Here is a 13777-nt window from a genome sequence, read left to right on the forward strand (position 1 = left end):
GGCCGCTTCGTCCGATTGCTCGTTTGTCACCGCTTTCTGGTGTCTCGGTATCAAAACAACCGGTAACGTCACCCTTCTCAGACCGGCTCGTGTTCGGGGGCAGCGCATGGACTACTACGACCTCGGCACGCACGGCCGTACCGTGACGACCTCGTCCCCGGAAGCCCAGCTGTGGTTCGACCGCGGTCTCGTGTGGACGTACGCCTTCCACCACGAGGAGGCCGTCGCCTGCTTCGAGGCCGCCGTCCGGGCCGACCCCGACTGCGCCATGGCCCACTGGGGCATCGCGTACGCGCTCGGCCCCAACTACAACAAGCCGTGGGAGTTCTTCGACGGGGAGGACCTCCTGCGGACCGTCGAGCGCACCCACGCCGCCGTGGAGTTGGCGCACGAGAAGGCGCGGACGGCTGCCACGCCCGTCGAGCGGGCCCTGATCGGCGCCCCGCGCAGCCGCTACCCGCAGGCGAAGGCCGTCGAGGACTGCTCGGTGTGGAACGCGCCGTACGCCGACAGCATGCGCGCCGTCCACGAACTCGCCCCCGACGACCTGGACATCGCCACCCTGTACGCCGACGCCCTGATGAACCTGACCCCCTGGCAGCTGTGGAACCTCAGGACCGGTGAGCCGGAGGAGGGCTCCCGCACCCTGGAGGCCAAGGCGGTACTGGACCGCGCGGTCGCGACGGACGCCGGCACACGCCATCCGGGCGCGCTGCACCTGTACATCCACCTGATGGAGATGTCCCCGACACCCGAGACGGCGCTGCCCGTCGCCGACCGGCTGCGCGGACTGGTCCCCGACGCCGGCCACCTCCAGCACATGCCCACCCACCTCGACGTGCTGTGCGGCGACTACCGGCGGGTCGTGTCGGACAACAGCGCCGCGATCACCGCCGACGAGAAGGTCCACGCCCGGTCCGGGGCCATGAACTTCTACACCCTGTACCGGGCGCACAACCACCACTTCAAGATCTACGGCGCGATGTTCCTCGGCCGGTCCCGGACCGCCCTGGATGCCGCCGCCGGGCTGGAGGCCTGCGTCCCGGAGGAACTGCTGCGGGTGCAGAGCCCGCCCATGGCCGACTGGCTGGAGGGCTTCCTCGCCATGCGGGTCCATGTGCTGATCCGCTTCGGCCGCTGGACCGACATCCTCGCACTGCCCCTGCCCGCCGATCAGGAGCTGTACAGCGTGACGACGGCGATGCTGCACTACGCCCGCGGCGTCGCCCTGTCCGCCACCGGCCGGATCGCCGAGGCCGAGGCCGAACGCGTCCTGTTCCACGAGGCGGTGGCCCGGGTCCCGGAGACGCGGATGCTGTTCAACAACACCTGCGCCGACGTCCTGGCCATCGCGTCCGCGATGCTCGACGGCGAACTGGACTACCGCAAGGGCGACTTCGACGCCGCGTTCGCCGCGCTGGAGCGGTCCGTCGACCTCGACGACAACCTGCCCTACGACGAGCCGTGGGGATGGATGCAGCCCACCCGGCACGCCTACGGCGCCCTGCTCCTGGAACAGGGACGGGTAGCGGAGGCCGAGGCGGTCTACCGCGCCGACCTCGGACTCGACGACACGCTGCCGCGAGCGGTGCAGCACCCGGGCAACGTGTGGGCGCTGCACGGCTTCCACGAGTGTCTCGTGCGGCTCGGCAGGACCGGCGAGGCACAGATCGTGGCACAGCAGCTGAAGATCGCCGTCGCACAGGCGGACGTACCGATCCAGGCGTCGTGCTTCTGCCGCCTCGACACCGACTGCTGCTCCTGATCACCCGGTGAACAGCCGCAGTTGCAGAGCCAGCATGCTGTAGTACCCGACCAGTGTCGACAGTTCGAAGAGTGTGCGCTCGCCGAGGGCCGCCCGCGCGGCCTCGTACCCGGTGTCACTGATCGAACCTCCGTGACGCACCAGCCTCCGGGTGAACTCCCAGGCCGCACACTCGACGGTGTCCGGGAACCGTGGATCCCGGCCCTCCCGCAGGGCCGCCAGCTCGGCCTCCGTCAGGCCGACCGCCGCGCCCACCCGTTCGTGCGCGTGCCGCTCGAAGGCGCTGTCCCAGTACTGCGCCACCACCAGGACGGCGATCTCCCGTACCCGTGGCTCCAGCCGGGTCCGGTACCGGATCGCCGCGCCGAGGTCCTGGAGCGCACGGCCGAGACCGGGGCTGAGCAGCATGGCGTTGAACGGCCCTTCCAGACGCCCTTCGGTGTCGGTGAGGGCGAAGTGCTGGGGTCCCGAGGCCCGTGCGCCCGAGGTGATCTCCGCGTAGAGCACGCCCTGCTCCGCGTCGAGCCGGGAGGGAGGAAGCCGCTCCAGACGGGTCATCGCACCTCCTCCGCCAGCGCCACCAGTTCCTCGTCCGTGAGCAGCCGCTCGTGCGTGGCCATGAACTCCCGGGCCCGGGCGAGGACTTCGTCCACCTGGGCGGGGGCGAGCTCGACGCCGGCCTGCGCCAGCTTGTCGGTGAGTGTGTAGGGGCCGCTGTCCGGAGTGAAGGGCACGGTGCGTGTGTTGCCGACGAGGGCCGGCTCCAGGCAGTTGTGCAGGAGCGGGTCGACCTCGGTCTCCTGGGTGATGAGGTCCATGCCGCCCCAGCAGAAGGCGTGGGTGCCGGTGACCGGGTGGTTCCACGCCGGGTGATAGCCCGTCAGGGCCTCGGCGGTGCGGGCCAGTTCGGTCAGGCGGTCGGTTCTGATGCCCGTACGCACGCCGTACAGCGCCTCGAAGGCGAGGGCGGTCGCCGCCAGGTCGGCGTTGCCGGGGCCGCCGCAGTAGCCGTTGACCGACAGTTCGACGGCCGTGGCTCCGGCGCGGACGGCGGCGACCGCGCAGCCCACGGCCAGCCCGAACGTGTTGTGCGGATGCAGGCCCACCTCGGCATCGGGCGCGAGCGTCCGGGTGAGCCGTACGAGATGCGCGTACGCCTCCGGACTCATCGCTCCCGGGCCGTCGAAGAGGGTGAGTTCCGTGGCCCCCGCCGCGGCGAGCGTGGTGACGGACTCCGCGTGGATCTCGTCCGTGGCGTAGGAGACCATGAGCAGCGGTACGACGACGTCGAGGCCGCGCTCCCTGGCGTACGTGACCAGCCGGGCGGCGCGCGTCAGCACGGCGGTCCGGTCGCGTGCCGTCGCGCCGGTGCGCCACTCCTCGCCGCGCCAGGCCTGGGCGTAGACGGGCGCCTGGTAGATGAGCGAGGTCTCGCCGAAGCCCTGCACCCACACCTGTACGGCGTCGTAGCCCGCGGCTGCGGCGCGGTCGATGTCCTCGGGGGAGCGCATCAGCGGGCAGACGATCCGGCACTCGGGGTTCTCGCCCTTGACCAGTTCGACCTCGGCCTTGAGGGCGGTGCCGTCCCGCCCGCCGAGGCCCGCCGTCACCACCTCGGCCACCCCGCTGCCCACCAGCCGGCGCAGGAACTCCGCCTTCGTGTCGGCGGACGCGACGACACCGGGCAGTGTCTCCACCGAGCGCAGGGTCGCGTCGCGCAGCCGGACCGAGGCCGGCAGTGAACCGACCACGTCCGTACGGCGGTTGAGCGGGCTGACCGACCAGCGGCCCGGTTCGTAGGCACCCGGCTCGCGGCGCCGCGCGAGTTCCGCGCGGAAGCGGGCGATCTCCTCCGGTGTGAACACAGGTGGCTTCTCCATACGACCATCCAAGCTCGGTGTCGACACTAAAGGCAATAGATCTGCGTCGCTGGTCCAGATCTGGTCTGGATGTTTACTTTCTGTCGACACCTCGCTAAAACTGTCGACAGTTTCGTCCCTGATGGAGTCCCTGATGGAGGAGAGCTTCCGTGACTCAAGACCTGCCCGACCAACGCCGCGGCCGCCTCGCGGGGCGGGTCGCCGTCATCGGCGGCGCCGGCAGCGTGGGCCCCGGCTGGGGCAACGGCCGCGCCACCGCCGTGATCTTCGCCCGCGAGGGCGCCACCGTCTTCCTGGCCGACCGGGACAAGGAGTCCCTGGAGGTCACCGCACGACAGATCCGCGAGGAGGGCGGCACCGCGCACACGGCGGTCCTCGACGTCACCGAACCGACCGCGGTGGAGGCCTACTTCGACGAGTGCGAGCGGGCGGCCGGCCGGATCGACGTCCTCGTCAACAACGTCGGCGGCTCCCGCGCCGGAGGCGCCGTCGAACTGAGCGTCGAGGACTGGGAGAGTCAGCTCCGTACCAATCTGACCAGCGCCTTCCTCGCCTGCAAGCACGTCATCCCGGTCATGCGGCGCGGCGGCGGGGGCGCCATCGTCAACACCGCCTCGGCGTCCGGGCTGCGCTGGACGGGCGCGGCACAGGTCGGGTACGCGGCGGCCAAGGCCGCGGTCATCCAGCTGTCCCGCGTCACGGCCGTCGAGTACGCGCCCGACCGCATCCGGGTGAACACCGTCGTCCCCGGCCAGCTGCACACCCCGATGGTCGAGGCCCGGCTCGCCCACCAGCGCGCGGACGGTGACGTGACGAAGCTGCTCGCCCAACGGCAGGCCAGGATCCCGCTCGGCTTCATGGGCGACGGCCGGGACACCGCGTACGCGGCACTCTTCCTCGCCTCCGACGAGGCGCGCTTCGTCACCGGTACGGAGATCGTCGTCGACGGCGGAATGACGGCGCGCTGTGACTGAGCCCGCCCTCCAGGCCTCCCCGGGCTGCCCGCCCCCGCACCCGGCTCCGCGCAGGCCGGTCCTGGCGCTGCCGCGGGACAGCTGCGACGCCCACTGCCATGTCCTCGGCCCCGCCGACGTCTTCCCGTACGCCCGCGACCGCACCTTCACCCCGCTCGACGCGCCCAAGGAACAACTCCGGGCGCTCCACGCCCACCTGGGGCTGACCCGGGCCGTGGTCGTCCAGTCCTCCTGTCACGGCCACGACCACGCCGTGCTGCTGGACGCGCTGCGGTCCGGCGGCGGGCGGCTGAGGGGAGTGGCGCTGGTCGGCGAGACGACGACCCGGGCCGAGATCGAGCGGCTCCACCTCGCCGGGGTACGCGCCTTCCGGCTCAACTTCCTCCCGCATCTGCGCACCCCGCCCACCCGGGCCGAGATCGACTCGGTGCTGGAACGCGTCGACGGACTCGGCTGGGCGGCCCAACTCCACGTCCAGGGTGGGGAGATCGCCGGACTGGATGCCGTCGTGCGGGCTCTGCCCGGGCGCACGGTCGTCGATCACATGGGCCGCGTCGACCTCGCCGAGGGGCTCGACAGCCAGGCGCTGCGCGGCCTGCGTGCCCTGCTCGACACGGGACGCGTGTGGGTGAAGGTCAGCGGTGTCGACCGGATCTCGCGCCAGGGGCCGCCCTACGGCGACGCCGTGGCCGTGGCCGCCTCACTGGTGGCCCACGCGCCGGAACGCGTGGTGTGGGGCACCGACTATCCGCACGTCAACATCGTCGGCGAGGCCCCCGACGACGGCCTGCTCGTCGACCTCGTCGGGCGCATCGCACCCGACCCCGCGCATCTGCGGCGGTTGCTGGTCGACAACCCGGCCGAACTCTATGACTTCCCGTCAGCTTCCTGACTTTCCTGAGAGCGCGATATGAGTTCACGAGTGTCGGCAGAGATGCCAGGTATTTCGCTGTCACATCCCTTGAAGCGCCAAAGTGTCGACAGTAGTGTCCCGACTCGAACCCCACGTGAGGAGAACGGCCATGCCTGAGCTTCCCCGCGACAGGCTCCTCCGACGCGGCGAGCCGGCGTACGAACGGGCCCGCCTCGACGCGGTCTGGAACGAACGCAAGCCCGACCGCCACCCGGACGTCATCGTGCTCGCCGAGAGCGAGCGGGACGTGGTCGCCGCCGTACGCCTCGCACGGAGCGAGGGGCTGGCCATCGGGATCCGTTCCGGTGGCCACAGCTGGGTGGGCAACGGGGTGCGCGACGGCGGCATGCTCCTCGACCTGTCACGCCTGGCGGACATCACCGTCGACCCGGCGCAGCGGACGGCCGCCGTTCAACCGGCCGTGACAGGACCGGCGTTGCTCGAACAGCTCGCCCCGCACGGCCTGTTCTTCCCCACCGGCCACGCACCCACGGTCGGCGTCGGCGGTTTCCTCCTCGGCGGCGGCTACGGCTGGGACTCACGACGTCTGGGCCCCGCCTGTCTGAGCATCGAGGCCGTCGACGTCGTCCTCGCCGACGGCACCCTCGTGCACGCCACCGACGACACCCACCCCGACCTGCTGTGGGCGGCACGCGGCAGCGGCCCCGGCTTCTTCGGCGTGGTCACCCGCTTCCACCTGAACCTGCACGACCTGCCCCGCCGCATCCTGCGCACCGCCCACACCTACCCCCTCGACCTGCTCGACGAGGTGCTCGCCTGGTCCTACGACACCCTCGACCACCTCGATCCCGCCGTCGAGTTCTCGGCGAAGGTCGGCTTCTCCCCCTGGCTCGAACGGCAGACCGTCTCCGTCACGGCCACCGCCTTCTGCGACACGGACGAGAACCCCCTCGCCCCCCTGGAGGACGCGCCCTTCCGGGACCGGGCCGTGCGCGCGGTGGTCGCGCAGGAGACCACCATGGCCGAGCTGTACGACTACGCCGACCGTATGACCCCGCCCGGTATGCGCTGGGCCCTCGACGGGATCTGGACCGACGAACCGGTCGACAAGGTCCTGGAAGCCTCCCGGCCGCTGTTCGACGCCATCCCCGACACCACCAGCCATGTGCTGTGGATGCTGTGGGGCGGTTTCCCGGAGCGGCCGAACGCCTGCTGGTCCAGCCAGGCCAAGCTCTACCTCTCACCCAACGCCGGCTGGACCGACCCCGCCGAGGACCTCGCCCACGAGCACTGGACCCACGGCCTCCTCGCCGGCATCCAGCACCTGTCCAAGGGCCTTCAGTTCTCCGACAACAACCTCGCCGACCGCTTCGACCACGGACTCAGCCCGGCCAACTCCGCACGCCTGGAACAGATCCGTTCCCTGTACGACCCCGACGGACTGTTCCGCACCTATATGACCCCGCAGGAATCCACGACCGCCTACGCCGCCGCGGGACGCGCGCGGACCCACTGAAGGAGAGCCGTTCCATGCACAACCGTTCCCTGCACACCACGAGAAACCCGCGGCGCCGCACCCTGCTCGCCCTCCCCGCACTGGCCGTCACCCTGTCGCTCGCCGCCACCGCCTGCGGCGGCGACTCGGACGCCGCCACCACCAGCGACGGCAAGGCGAAGGTCACCGTCCTGCGCTCCAACGGAGCCATCTTCGAACCGCTCTACATCGCCCAGCAGCAGGGCTACTTCAAGGACGCCGGCCTCGACGTCACCATCAAGGCCGGCGCCCAGGACACCTCCCAGAACGCGCCCTCCGTCCTCAACGGCGAGGCCCAGTTCGCCATGACGGACAGCTCCGGCTTCCTCAAGAGCGCCGCCGCCGACATGCCGCTGAGAATCGTGACAGGGCTCCAGTCGGCGACCACGAAGACCGACCCCACCGACGGACTGCTGGTCGAGAAGAGCAGCGAGATCGAGTCGTTCAAGGACCTGGAGGGCAAGACCGTCGGCATCTCCGCCCTCGGCGGCACCATCCAGTTCATCTGCGAGTACCTGGTGCAGAAGGACGGCGGCGACCCGAAGAAGGTCAAGTTCGTCGCCCTGCCGACGACCTCCCTCACCGACGCCGCCACCTCCGGCAAGACGGACGCGATCTTCTCCTTCGGCCCGTTCTACTTCGCCGGCCTCGACAGCGGACTGCGCTCCATCGGCAACGGCATGAACGACGTGCCCGGCATGGTCCAGGGCCTGCTGTTCTCCAGCCAGGAGTACCTGTCGAAGAACGAGGACACCGCGAAGAAGTTCATCGAGGCCGTCGCCAAGGCCATCGACTACGCCAACGAGAACCCCGCCGCCGTCAAGGCGATCGACAAGAAGTACACCCAGGTCCCGGCCGCCTTCATCGACGCACACGACACCAACCACTACGACAGGACCCTCAACACGACCGTCATGCGCACGGTGATCACCAAGATGCACGAGTTCGACCTGCTCGACAACGAGCCCAAGGACGAGGCCGTCTACTGGGACCAGGCCCCGACCTCGGCCGGGGAGTAACGATGGCCAAGGTCCGACTGCTGCAACTCGGCGCCCTCGGCGCCGTGTTGCTGCTGTGGGCGATCGTCTCCGCCGTGGGCGTGGTCAGTTCGACCGCGCTCCCGGGCCCGGCCTCCGTGGCCGCCGCCCTGGGCGAGCTGCTCGGCAGCGGAGCGTTCTGGCAGGCGGTGGGGGAGACCCTGCGGGGCGCGGTCACCGGACTGGTGGTGGCGATCGCCGTGGGGATCCCGATCGGTCTGGTGACCGGCGTGTACGCGGCGGCCGAGGAATCCTCCCGGCTGCTCATGGAGATCCTCAGATCCTTCCCGGTGATCGCCCTCCTCCCGGTGTTCCTGCTGGTCCTCGGCTCGACACCGGGCATGAAGGCCACCGTCGTCTTCATCGCCTGCGTCTTCCCGGTACTGCTCCAGGCCCAGTACGGAGCCCGCAGCGTCAGCCAGGCCGTACGCGAGACCGCCCGCGGCTACCGCATCCCCTGGCTGCTGCAACTGCGCCGGGTGGTCCTGCCGGCCGCGGCCCCCTCGATCATGACGGGGCTACGACTGGCGGCGACGACCTCGGTCCTGGTCTCCATCGGCGTCGAGGTGCTCACCACCCTGCCCGGCATCGGCCACATGATCATGGAGTCGCAGCAGGCGGGCGCCTCCGCACGGGCCTACGCCTACATCCTGACCGCCGGGACCATCGGCTACACGATCACCCTGCTCGCGCAGTCCGCCGAGCACCGGCTGCTGCGCTGGCGCCCGCCCACGCACACGGGAGAGGAGTAACCGCGTGCCCTGGAAGCCGATCCTGCGCCAACTCTGGCTGCCCGCCCTGGTGTTCGCCGTCCTCCTGATGGCGACCGCGGGCAGCACCAGCTTCTACTTCCCGCCCCTCACCGAGGTACTCGGCACCCTGTGGGACGAGCTCCTGCACGAGGGACTCTTCGGCGACCTGCTGTTCAGCCTGCGCAACATCCTGTGCGGACTGGCCCTGGCCACCGTCGTCGGGGTCGGCGCCGGACTCGTCATCGGCGAGATCCGCACCCTGCGCCTGGCCACCGGCCCCCTCCTCGACTTCGCCCGCGCCACCCCCACGGTCGGATTCGTCCCCGTCATCATCCTCACCCTGGGCATCGGATCGGGACCGAAGATCTTCCTGATCTTCCTCGGCTCGGTGTGGCCGATCCTGCTCAACACGGTCAGCGGCGTCCAGGCCATCGGCCCGGCCGTCCACGAGACCGCCCGCGGCTACCGCATCCCCTGGCCGCTCAGACTGCGCCGGGTGATCCTGCCCGGCGCACTGCCCCAGATCCTCGCGGGCATCAGGGTCGCCCTGTCCATCGCCGTCGTCCTCATGGTCGTCAGCGAGATCTACGGCTCACCCGTGGGCCTCGGCAACTTCATCCTCCAGAGCGGCTCCAGCTTCCACGTCGCCGAGACCTGGGCCGGAACCATCCTCATCGGCATCCTCGGCTACGCCCTGAGCGTGCTGCTCCTCCTCGTCGAACACCGCCTGCTCGGCTGGTACCACGAGCGCGCACCCCGGACCCGCTCACCGCGACCGGCCGTCACCGAGAGCATCAAGAGCAACGGAGTCGCCGTATGACACGAGGATCCACCCTGTACGTCGAGGACCTCTCCATGTCCTTCGGGGACCACCGGGTGCTCGACGGCCTGGCCCTGAGCGTCGACCCGGGGGAGTCCGTGTGCATCGTCGGCCCCTCCGGCGCCGGCAAGACGACCCTGCTGCGCTGCCTGGCCGGGCTGACCCGCCCCACCGCGGGCCGGGTCCGCTACGGCGACCAACCGCTCACCGAGCCCCACCCGGACATCGCCGTCGTCTCCCAGGACTACCGCGGCTCCCTGCTGCCCTGGCTGCGCGCCTGGGACAACGTCGCCTTCCCCCTCCAGGGGCGGGGCGTGAAGAAGGCCGTACGCAGACAGCGGGCCCTGGAGTGCCTGGAGGCGGTCGGTCTGCCCGACGTCGGCGACAAATACCCCTGGCAGCTCTCCGGCGGTATGCAGCAGCGGGTGGCCATCGCCCGCGGACTCGCCTACGACGCCCCCGTACTGCTCATGGACGAGCCCTTCGGGTCGGTCGACGCGCAGTCCCGCTTCGACCTGGAGGACCTCACCCTGCGACTGCGCCGCGAACTCGGCATCACCGTCCTCGTCGTCACCCACGACATCGACGAGGCCGTCTACCTCGGCGACCGCGTCATCGTGCTCGGCGGCAGGCCGACCGCGGTCCTCGACAACCTCACCATCCCGCTCGGCCCCGACCGCGACCAGCTCACGACCCGGGCCGACCCCCGCTTCGCCGAACTGCGCACCCGCGTCCTGGCACTGATCCGCGGCGAGAAGGTGCCCTCGGGTCCGGCGGCGGCACGACGGTGACCACCAGGTTCGACCACATCGGCATCTCCGTGCCGGACCTGCTGGCCGCCGTCATCTGGTACCGCAGGGCGCTGCACCTCACCGAGGAGCGCGCCTTCGCGGTCCCCGGCACCGATCTGCGCGGAGTGATGCTCCGTCACCCCAGCGGCTACCGCGTCGAACTGCTCCATCGGCCGGCCGCCGCACCGGGTATCGCGGCCGACAGCCCCGTGCAGGCCGCGGGCACGCTCGGCTACGGACATCTGTGCCTGAGCGTCGACACCCCCGACGAGGTCGACACCGAGTACGCCCGGCTCGTCGCCGCCGGCGCGGGCGTACGGATCAGCCCGTGCCCCGCACCGCGGCCGGACGCACGGATGGCGTTCGTGTCCGACCCGTTCGGCAATCTCATCGAACTGATCAACCGGGCCCCCTGACCGCCCGGTTCACCTACCCCTCACCCCGGCCGACCGCCACCCCCGTCGGTCAGCCATGCCTGAAAACCACTAGGAACAAGGGAGTTCACGTGACACGCACCAGCGCGCCAGGCCCAGAGGTCACCTACCGGGCCCGTCCCCGCGCCCTGCTCGTGGCGGTGGCCGCCGCGTTCGCCCCGACGCTCGTCGTCCCCGCGAGCGCGCACGCGGCGTCCACCAAGGCCGGCACCCGCATCACCGTCGGCTCCGGGGAGACCCTGGAGCTCACCGAGACGACGACCGCATGCCGCCTCACCATCGCGGAGGGCGGCGTCATCACCGTCCCCGACGGCTACAACCTCACCCTCACCGTCAACGGCGTGGAGACCGGCGCCAAGCTGGCCGCCCTCACCGACGGCTACGGCGGAGCGGCCGTCGCGATAGCCGCGGGCACCTACCGCGGCACGATCGTCCTGACGGTCGCCGAGGCCACCGACCTCGCCTACAGCGACCTCACCTTCCCCTTCCGGCAGGCGATCTACGTCGACGCCGACGGGGTCGACGAGGCCAAGTCGGTCCCCTCCGACGTACGCGGCGGCACCGTCACCGACACCTCCGCCTCGAACATCCAACTCCTGTCCAACGGCGAGTCGTTCAACGGCGTCTATGTCACCGGCGGCGGCACCTACACCCTCACCAACCCGAAGATCGCCTTCGACGGCAACGGCCGCTGCGACTTCATCGGCTACGGCGCCTCCGTCGTCGGCACCGGCGAGGGCACCACCCTCGTCCTCGACGGCGCCACCATCAACAACGTGGGCGTGGTCCGTACCGCGGTCATCGCCGACGCCACCGCCAACGTCGTCGTCAAGAACTCCACCCTGCACTGCGCCGACGGCACCGTCCCCGCCGAGTACCCGACCGCCGGCACCGGCGACACCCGCTACATGATCACCGTGCCGTGGATGCTGGGCCTGTCCGGCAACGTCCGCACCACCAACCTGCTCGGCACCAGCACCCGCGCGTCCTTCGTCAACTCCACGATCTCCTCGGAGAAATGGGGCGCCCTGTCCGTCGACGGCGGCAGCTACTGCACCCTCACCGCCATCAACTCCACCATCGCCAACACCGGCGGCCAGGGCTACGGCTCCTACGCCATCGGCAACGTCACCGAGCACTTCCTCGGCTGCACCTTCGACGTCGGCGACTACGCCCTCATCCACTGGGGCGCCTCCGCCCACTACGGCGACAGCACCGCCGCCGCGGTCGCCGCACTCAACGAGTCCCTGGAGATCGGGCTCACCAGCGCCGAGTTGAGCGGCCTTCCGGTGAAGTCGACCGTCATCGACTCCGGCCGATTCATGGTCCTGTGGTACGCGGCCGGATCCGTCACCATCGACGGCGGCACCCAGGTCAACACCGCCGAGACCACGTTCATGTGCAAGGCTGTCGCGGGCACCGTCACCGTCGACGGCTCCGACGGGGCCGCCATCAACCCCGGGAACGGCGTCATCTTCCAGCTGATGGACACCGACCGCCCCAGCAGCGTGACGGTGTCGGGCAAGCCCTGGAAGACCGAGACGATCGGCACCTACACCGAACCCACGGGAAGTCCCACCAAGTCGTCCAGCTGGACCACCACCAGCTCCCAGTCCACGGACGCGAAGGCCACCTTCACGGACATCGCGCTGACCGGCGACCTCTACAACTCGGTGCGGGGCGGCGGCAACGCGAGCCTCCAGGGCCAGAACCTGACCGTGAGCCTCACCGGCTCCACGATCGAGGGCGTCATCTCCGCGTCCACGGCCAAGCACAGCGTGTCGACGATCACCTCGGCCGAGTACCGCGAGATCAGCGAGGTCACCAACACCGCGAGCGCGGTCGTCAACAACGGCGTCCTGGTGACCCTGGGCGCCGGCTCCACCTGGACGGTCACCGGCACCTCGTACCTGAGCGCGCTGACCCTGGCGTCGGACGCCGCGATCGAGGCGCCGTCCGGCAAGACGGTGACGCTCACGGTCGACGGGACCACCAAGGCGATCACCGCGGGCACCGCGTACACGGGAGCCATCACCCTGACCGTGGCGTAACCGCACGAAGAGCGCTCGGCCCCCGGAACGGTGCTTCACCGTTCCGGGGGCCGGAGTCGTCATGGTCGATGGGCCTTCGCTAGGCCCCGATCATGTTGTAGCCCCCGTCCGCCACGAGGAAGCCCCCGGTGATGTGGTTCGCGTCCTGTGTGGCCAGGAACAGCGCGGCCCCCGCGAGCTCCTCGGGGCCGGGAATCCGACCCATCGGCGTGGCCCCGCGCAGCACCTCGCCGCGCCCGCTCTTCCAGTCGTCCCGCCCGAGGGTCGCCTCGGTCTCGATGAACCCGGGTGCGAAGACGTTGACCCGGACACGGGGTGCGAAGGCATGGGCGTACGACTTGGTCAGGCCGATGATCCCGTACTTCGCGGCCGCGTACTGCGGTGCCCGCGCACTGCCGCGCACCACCACCGTGGAGCCGATGTTGACGATGGCGCCGCCCCCCTCCTGCTCCAGCATCCGGGCCCCGAACTCATGGGTGCACAGCAGCGTGCCCTTGATGTCGACGGCGAGCACATGGTCGATGGACTCCTCGGTGATGTCCCGCCAGGACATCTGCTCGCGGGCCACGTCGCCGACGTTGTTGACCGCCACGTCGAGGCGGCCGAAGTGTGCCCAGACGTCGTCCGCGAGCTGCCTGATCTGGTCGTGCTCGGCGATGTCGGCCTGGACGACGAAGGCCTTGCGGCCGAGCGCGGCGACCCGCTCGGCCGTCGCCTCGGCGCCCTCGCGGGAGCTCCGGTAGTGGACGGCGACATCGGCGCCCTCCTGTGCGGCGCGTACGGCGATCGCGGCGCCGAAGCCGGTGCCGGCGCCGGTGACGAGGACGGTCCGGCCGGTGAAGCGTGCGGGGGTCGGGGTCGGGGT

13 protein-coding genes are annotated in these 13777 nt (G+C 70.5%); 10 read left to right on the forward strand and 3 right to left on the reverse strand.

The genetic code is table 11. The annotated features are described in order from the left end of the window. The first annotated feature begins 106 nt into the window (after positions 1 to 106). Positions 107 to 1765: a hypothetical protein gene (locus HLK59_RS18560; protein WP_171142567.1), complete on the forward strand. Its 1659-nt coding sequence runs from the start codon at positions 107 to 109 to the stop codon at positions 1763 to 1765. Here HLK59_RS18560 and HLK59_RS18565 read toward each other — a convergent pair whose 3' ends face one another. Continuing rightward, on the reverse strand, positions 1766 to 2323 hold the full coding sequence (locus HLK59_RS18565) for a carboxymuconolactone decarboxylase family protein (protein WP_171142568.1): 558 nt from the start codon (positions 2321 to 2323) through the stop codon (positions 1766 to 1768). Further along, the gene (locus tag HLK59_RS18570; RefSeq protein ID WP_171142569.1) at positions 2320 to 3645 is read right to left on the reverse strand and encodes a hypothetical protein; all 1326 of its coding nucleotides are present in this window, start codon (positions 3643 to 3645) and stop codon (positions 2320 to 2322) included. The genes HLK59_RS18565 and HLK59_RS18570 overlap by 4 nt, the downstream gene beginning before the upstream one ends. A 149-nt stretch (positions 3646 to 3794) precedes the next feature. Here HLK59_RS18570 and HLK59_RS18575 point away from each other — a divergent pair, with 149 nt between their 5' ends. The 9 genes from HLK59_RS18575 (at position 3795) to HLK59_RS18615 (ending at position 12912) form a co-directional block, all read left to right on the forward strand. Next, positions 3795 to 4619, forward strand: coding sequence for an SDR family NAD(P)-dependent oxidoreductase (locus HLK59_RS18575; protein WP_171142570.1), 825 nt, complete (start codon positions 3795 to 3797; stop codon positions 4617 to 4619). Continuing rightward, positions 4612 to 5511 carry an amidohydrolase family protein gene (locus HLK59_RS18580; protein WP_171142571.1) on the forward strand — a complete coding sequence of 300 codons (900 nt, stop codon included), beginning with the start codon at positions 4612 to 4614 and terminating at the stop codon, positions 5509 to 5511. Before HLK59_RS18575 ends, HLK59_RS18580 begins: the two co-directional genes overlap by 8 nt. Before the next feature lie 130 nt (positions 5512 to 5641). After that, positions 5642 to 7009, forward strand: coding sequence for an FAD-binding oxidoreductase (locus tag HLK59_RS18585; RefSeq protein ID WP_171142572.1), 1368 nt, complete (start codon positions 5642 to 5644; stop codon positions 7007 to 7009). Between the two features lie 14 nt (positions 7010 to 7023). Continuing rightward, positions 7024 to 8046: an ABC transporter substrate-binding protein gene (locus HLK59_RS18590; protein WP_171142573.1), complete on the forward strand. Its 1023-nt coding sequence runs from the start codon at positions 7024 to 7026 to the stop codon at positions 8044 to 8046. Positions 8047 to 8048: 2 nt separating this feature from the next. Next, positions 8049 to 8816, forward strand: coding sequence for an ABC transporter permease (locus HLK59_RS18595; RefSeq protein ID WP_171142574.1), 768 nt, complete (start codon positions 8049 to 8051; stop codon positions 8814 to 8816). A gap of 4 nt (positions 8817 to 8820) precedes the next feature. Further along, positions 8821 to 9636, forward strand: a complete 816-nt coding sequence (locus HLK59_RS18600) for an ABC transporter permease (protein WP_346779762.1) — start codon at positions 8821 to 8823, stop codon at positions 9634 to 9636. A gap of 35 nt (positions 9637 to 9671) precedes the next feature. Beyond that, complete coding sequence (locus HLK59_RS18605; protein WP_240982495.1) at positions 9672 to 10427, forward strand: ABC transporter ATP-binding protein; 756 nt, start codon at positions 9672 to 9674, stop codon at positions 10425 to 10427. Beyond that, positions 10424 to 10843 (forward strand): VOC family protein, encoded by a 420-nt coding sequence (locus tag HLK59_RS18610; protein WP_171142576.1) that lies wholly within the window; start codon positions 10424 to 10426, stop codon positions 10841 to 10843. The genes HLK59_RS18605 and HLK59_RS18610 overlap by 4 nt, the downstream gene beginning before the upstream one ends. Before the next feature lie 89 nt (positions 10844 to 10932). Further along, a complete protein-coding gene (locus tag HLK59_RS18615) occupies positions 10933 to 12912 on the forward strand; it encodes a hypothetical protein (protein WP_171142577.1) in 1980 nt (659 codons plus the stop codon). Between the two features lie 79 nt (positions 12913 to 12991). Here the strand turns inward: HLK59_RS18615 and HLK59_RS18620 are convergent. Beyond that, positions 12992 to 13777: SDR family oxidoreductase (locus HLK59_RS18620; protein ID WP_171142578.1), on the reverse strand; the 786-nt coding region annotated here is incomplete at its 5' end.

Origin of the sequence: Streptomyces sp. S3(2020), from assembly GCF_013044505.1 — a bacterium.
In the GTDB taxonomy this organism is placed as follows: Bacteria; Actinomycetota; Actinomycetes; order Streptomycetales; family Streptomycetaceae; genus Streptomyces.

Bases quoted from the DNA above. Each gene is read 5' to 3' on its own strand.
- HLK59_RS18560 (WP_171142567.1), top strand. From the start codon at position 107: ATGGACTACTACGACCTCGGCACGCACGGCCGTACCGTGACGACCTCG.
- HLK59_RS18565 (WP_171142568.1), bottom strand. From the start codon at position 2,323: ATGACCCGTCTGGAGCGGCTTCCTCCCTCCCGGCTCGACGCGGAGCAG.
- HLK59_RS18570 (WP_171142569.1), bottom strand. From the start codon at position 3,645: ATGGAGAAGCCACCTGTGTTCACACCGGAGGAGATCGCCCGCTTCCGC.
- HLK59_RS18585 (WP_171142572.1), top strand. From the start codon at position 5,642: ATGCCTGAGCTTCCCCGCGACAGGCTCCTCCGACGCGGCGAGCCGGCG.
- HLK59_RS18590 (WP_171142573.1), top strand. From the start codon at position 7,024: ATGCACAACCGTTCCCTGCACACCACGAGAAACCCGCGGCGCCGCACC.
- HLK59_RS18595 (WP_171142574.1), top strand. From the start codon at position 8,049: ATGGCCAAGGTCCGACTGCTGCAACTCGGCGCCCTCGGCGCCGTGTTG.
- HLK59_RS18605 (WP_240982495.1), top strand. From the start codon at position 9,672: ATGTCCTTCGGGGACCACCGGGTGCTCGACGGCCTGGCCCTGAGCGTC.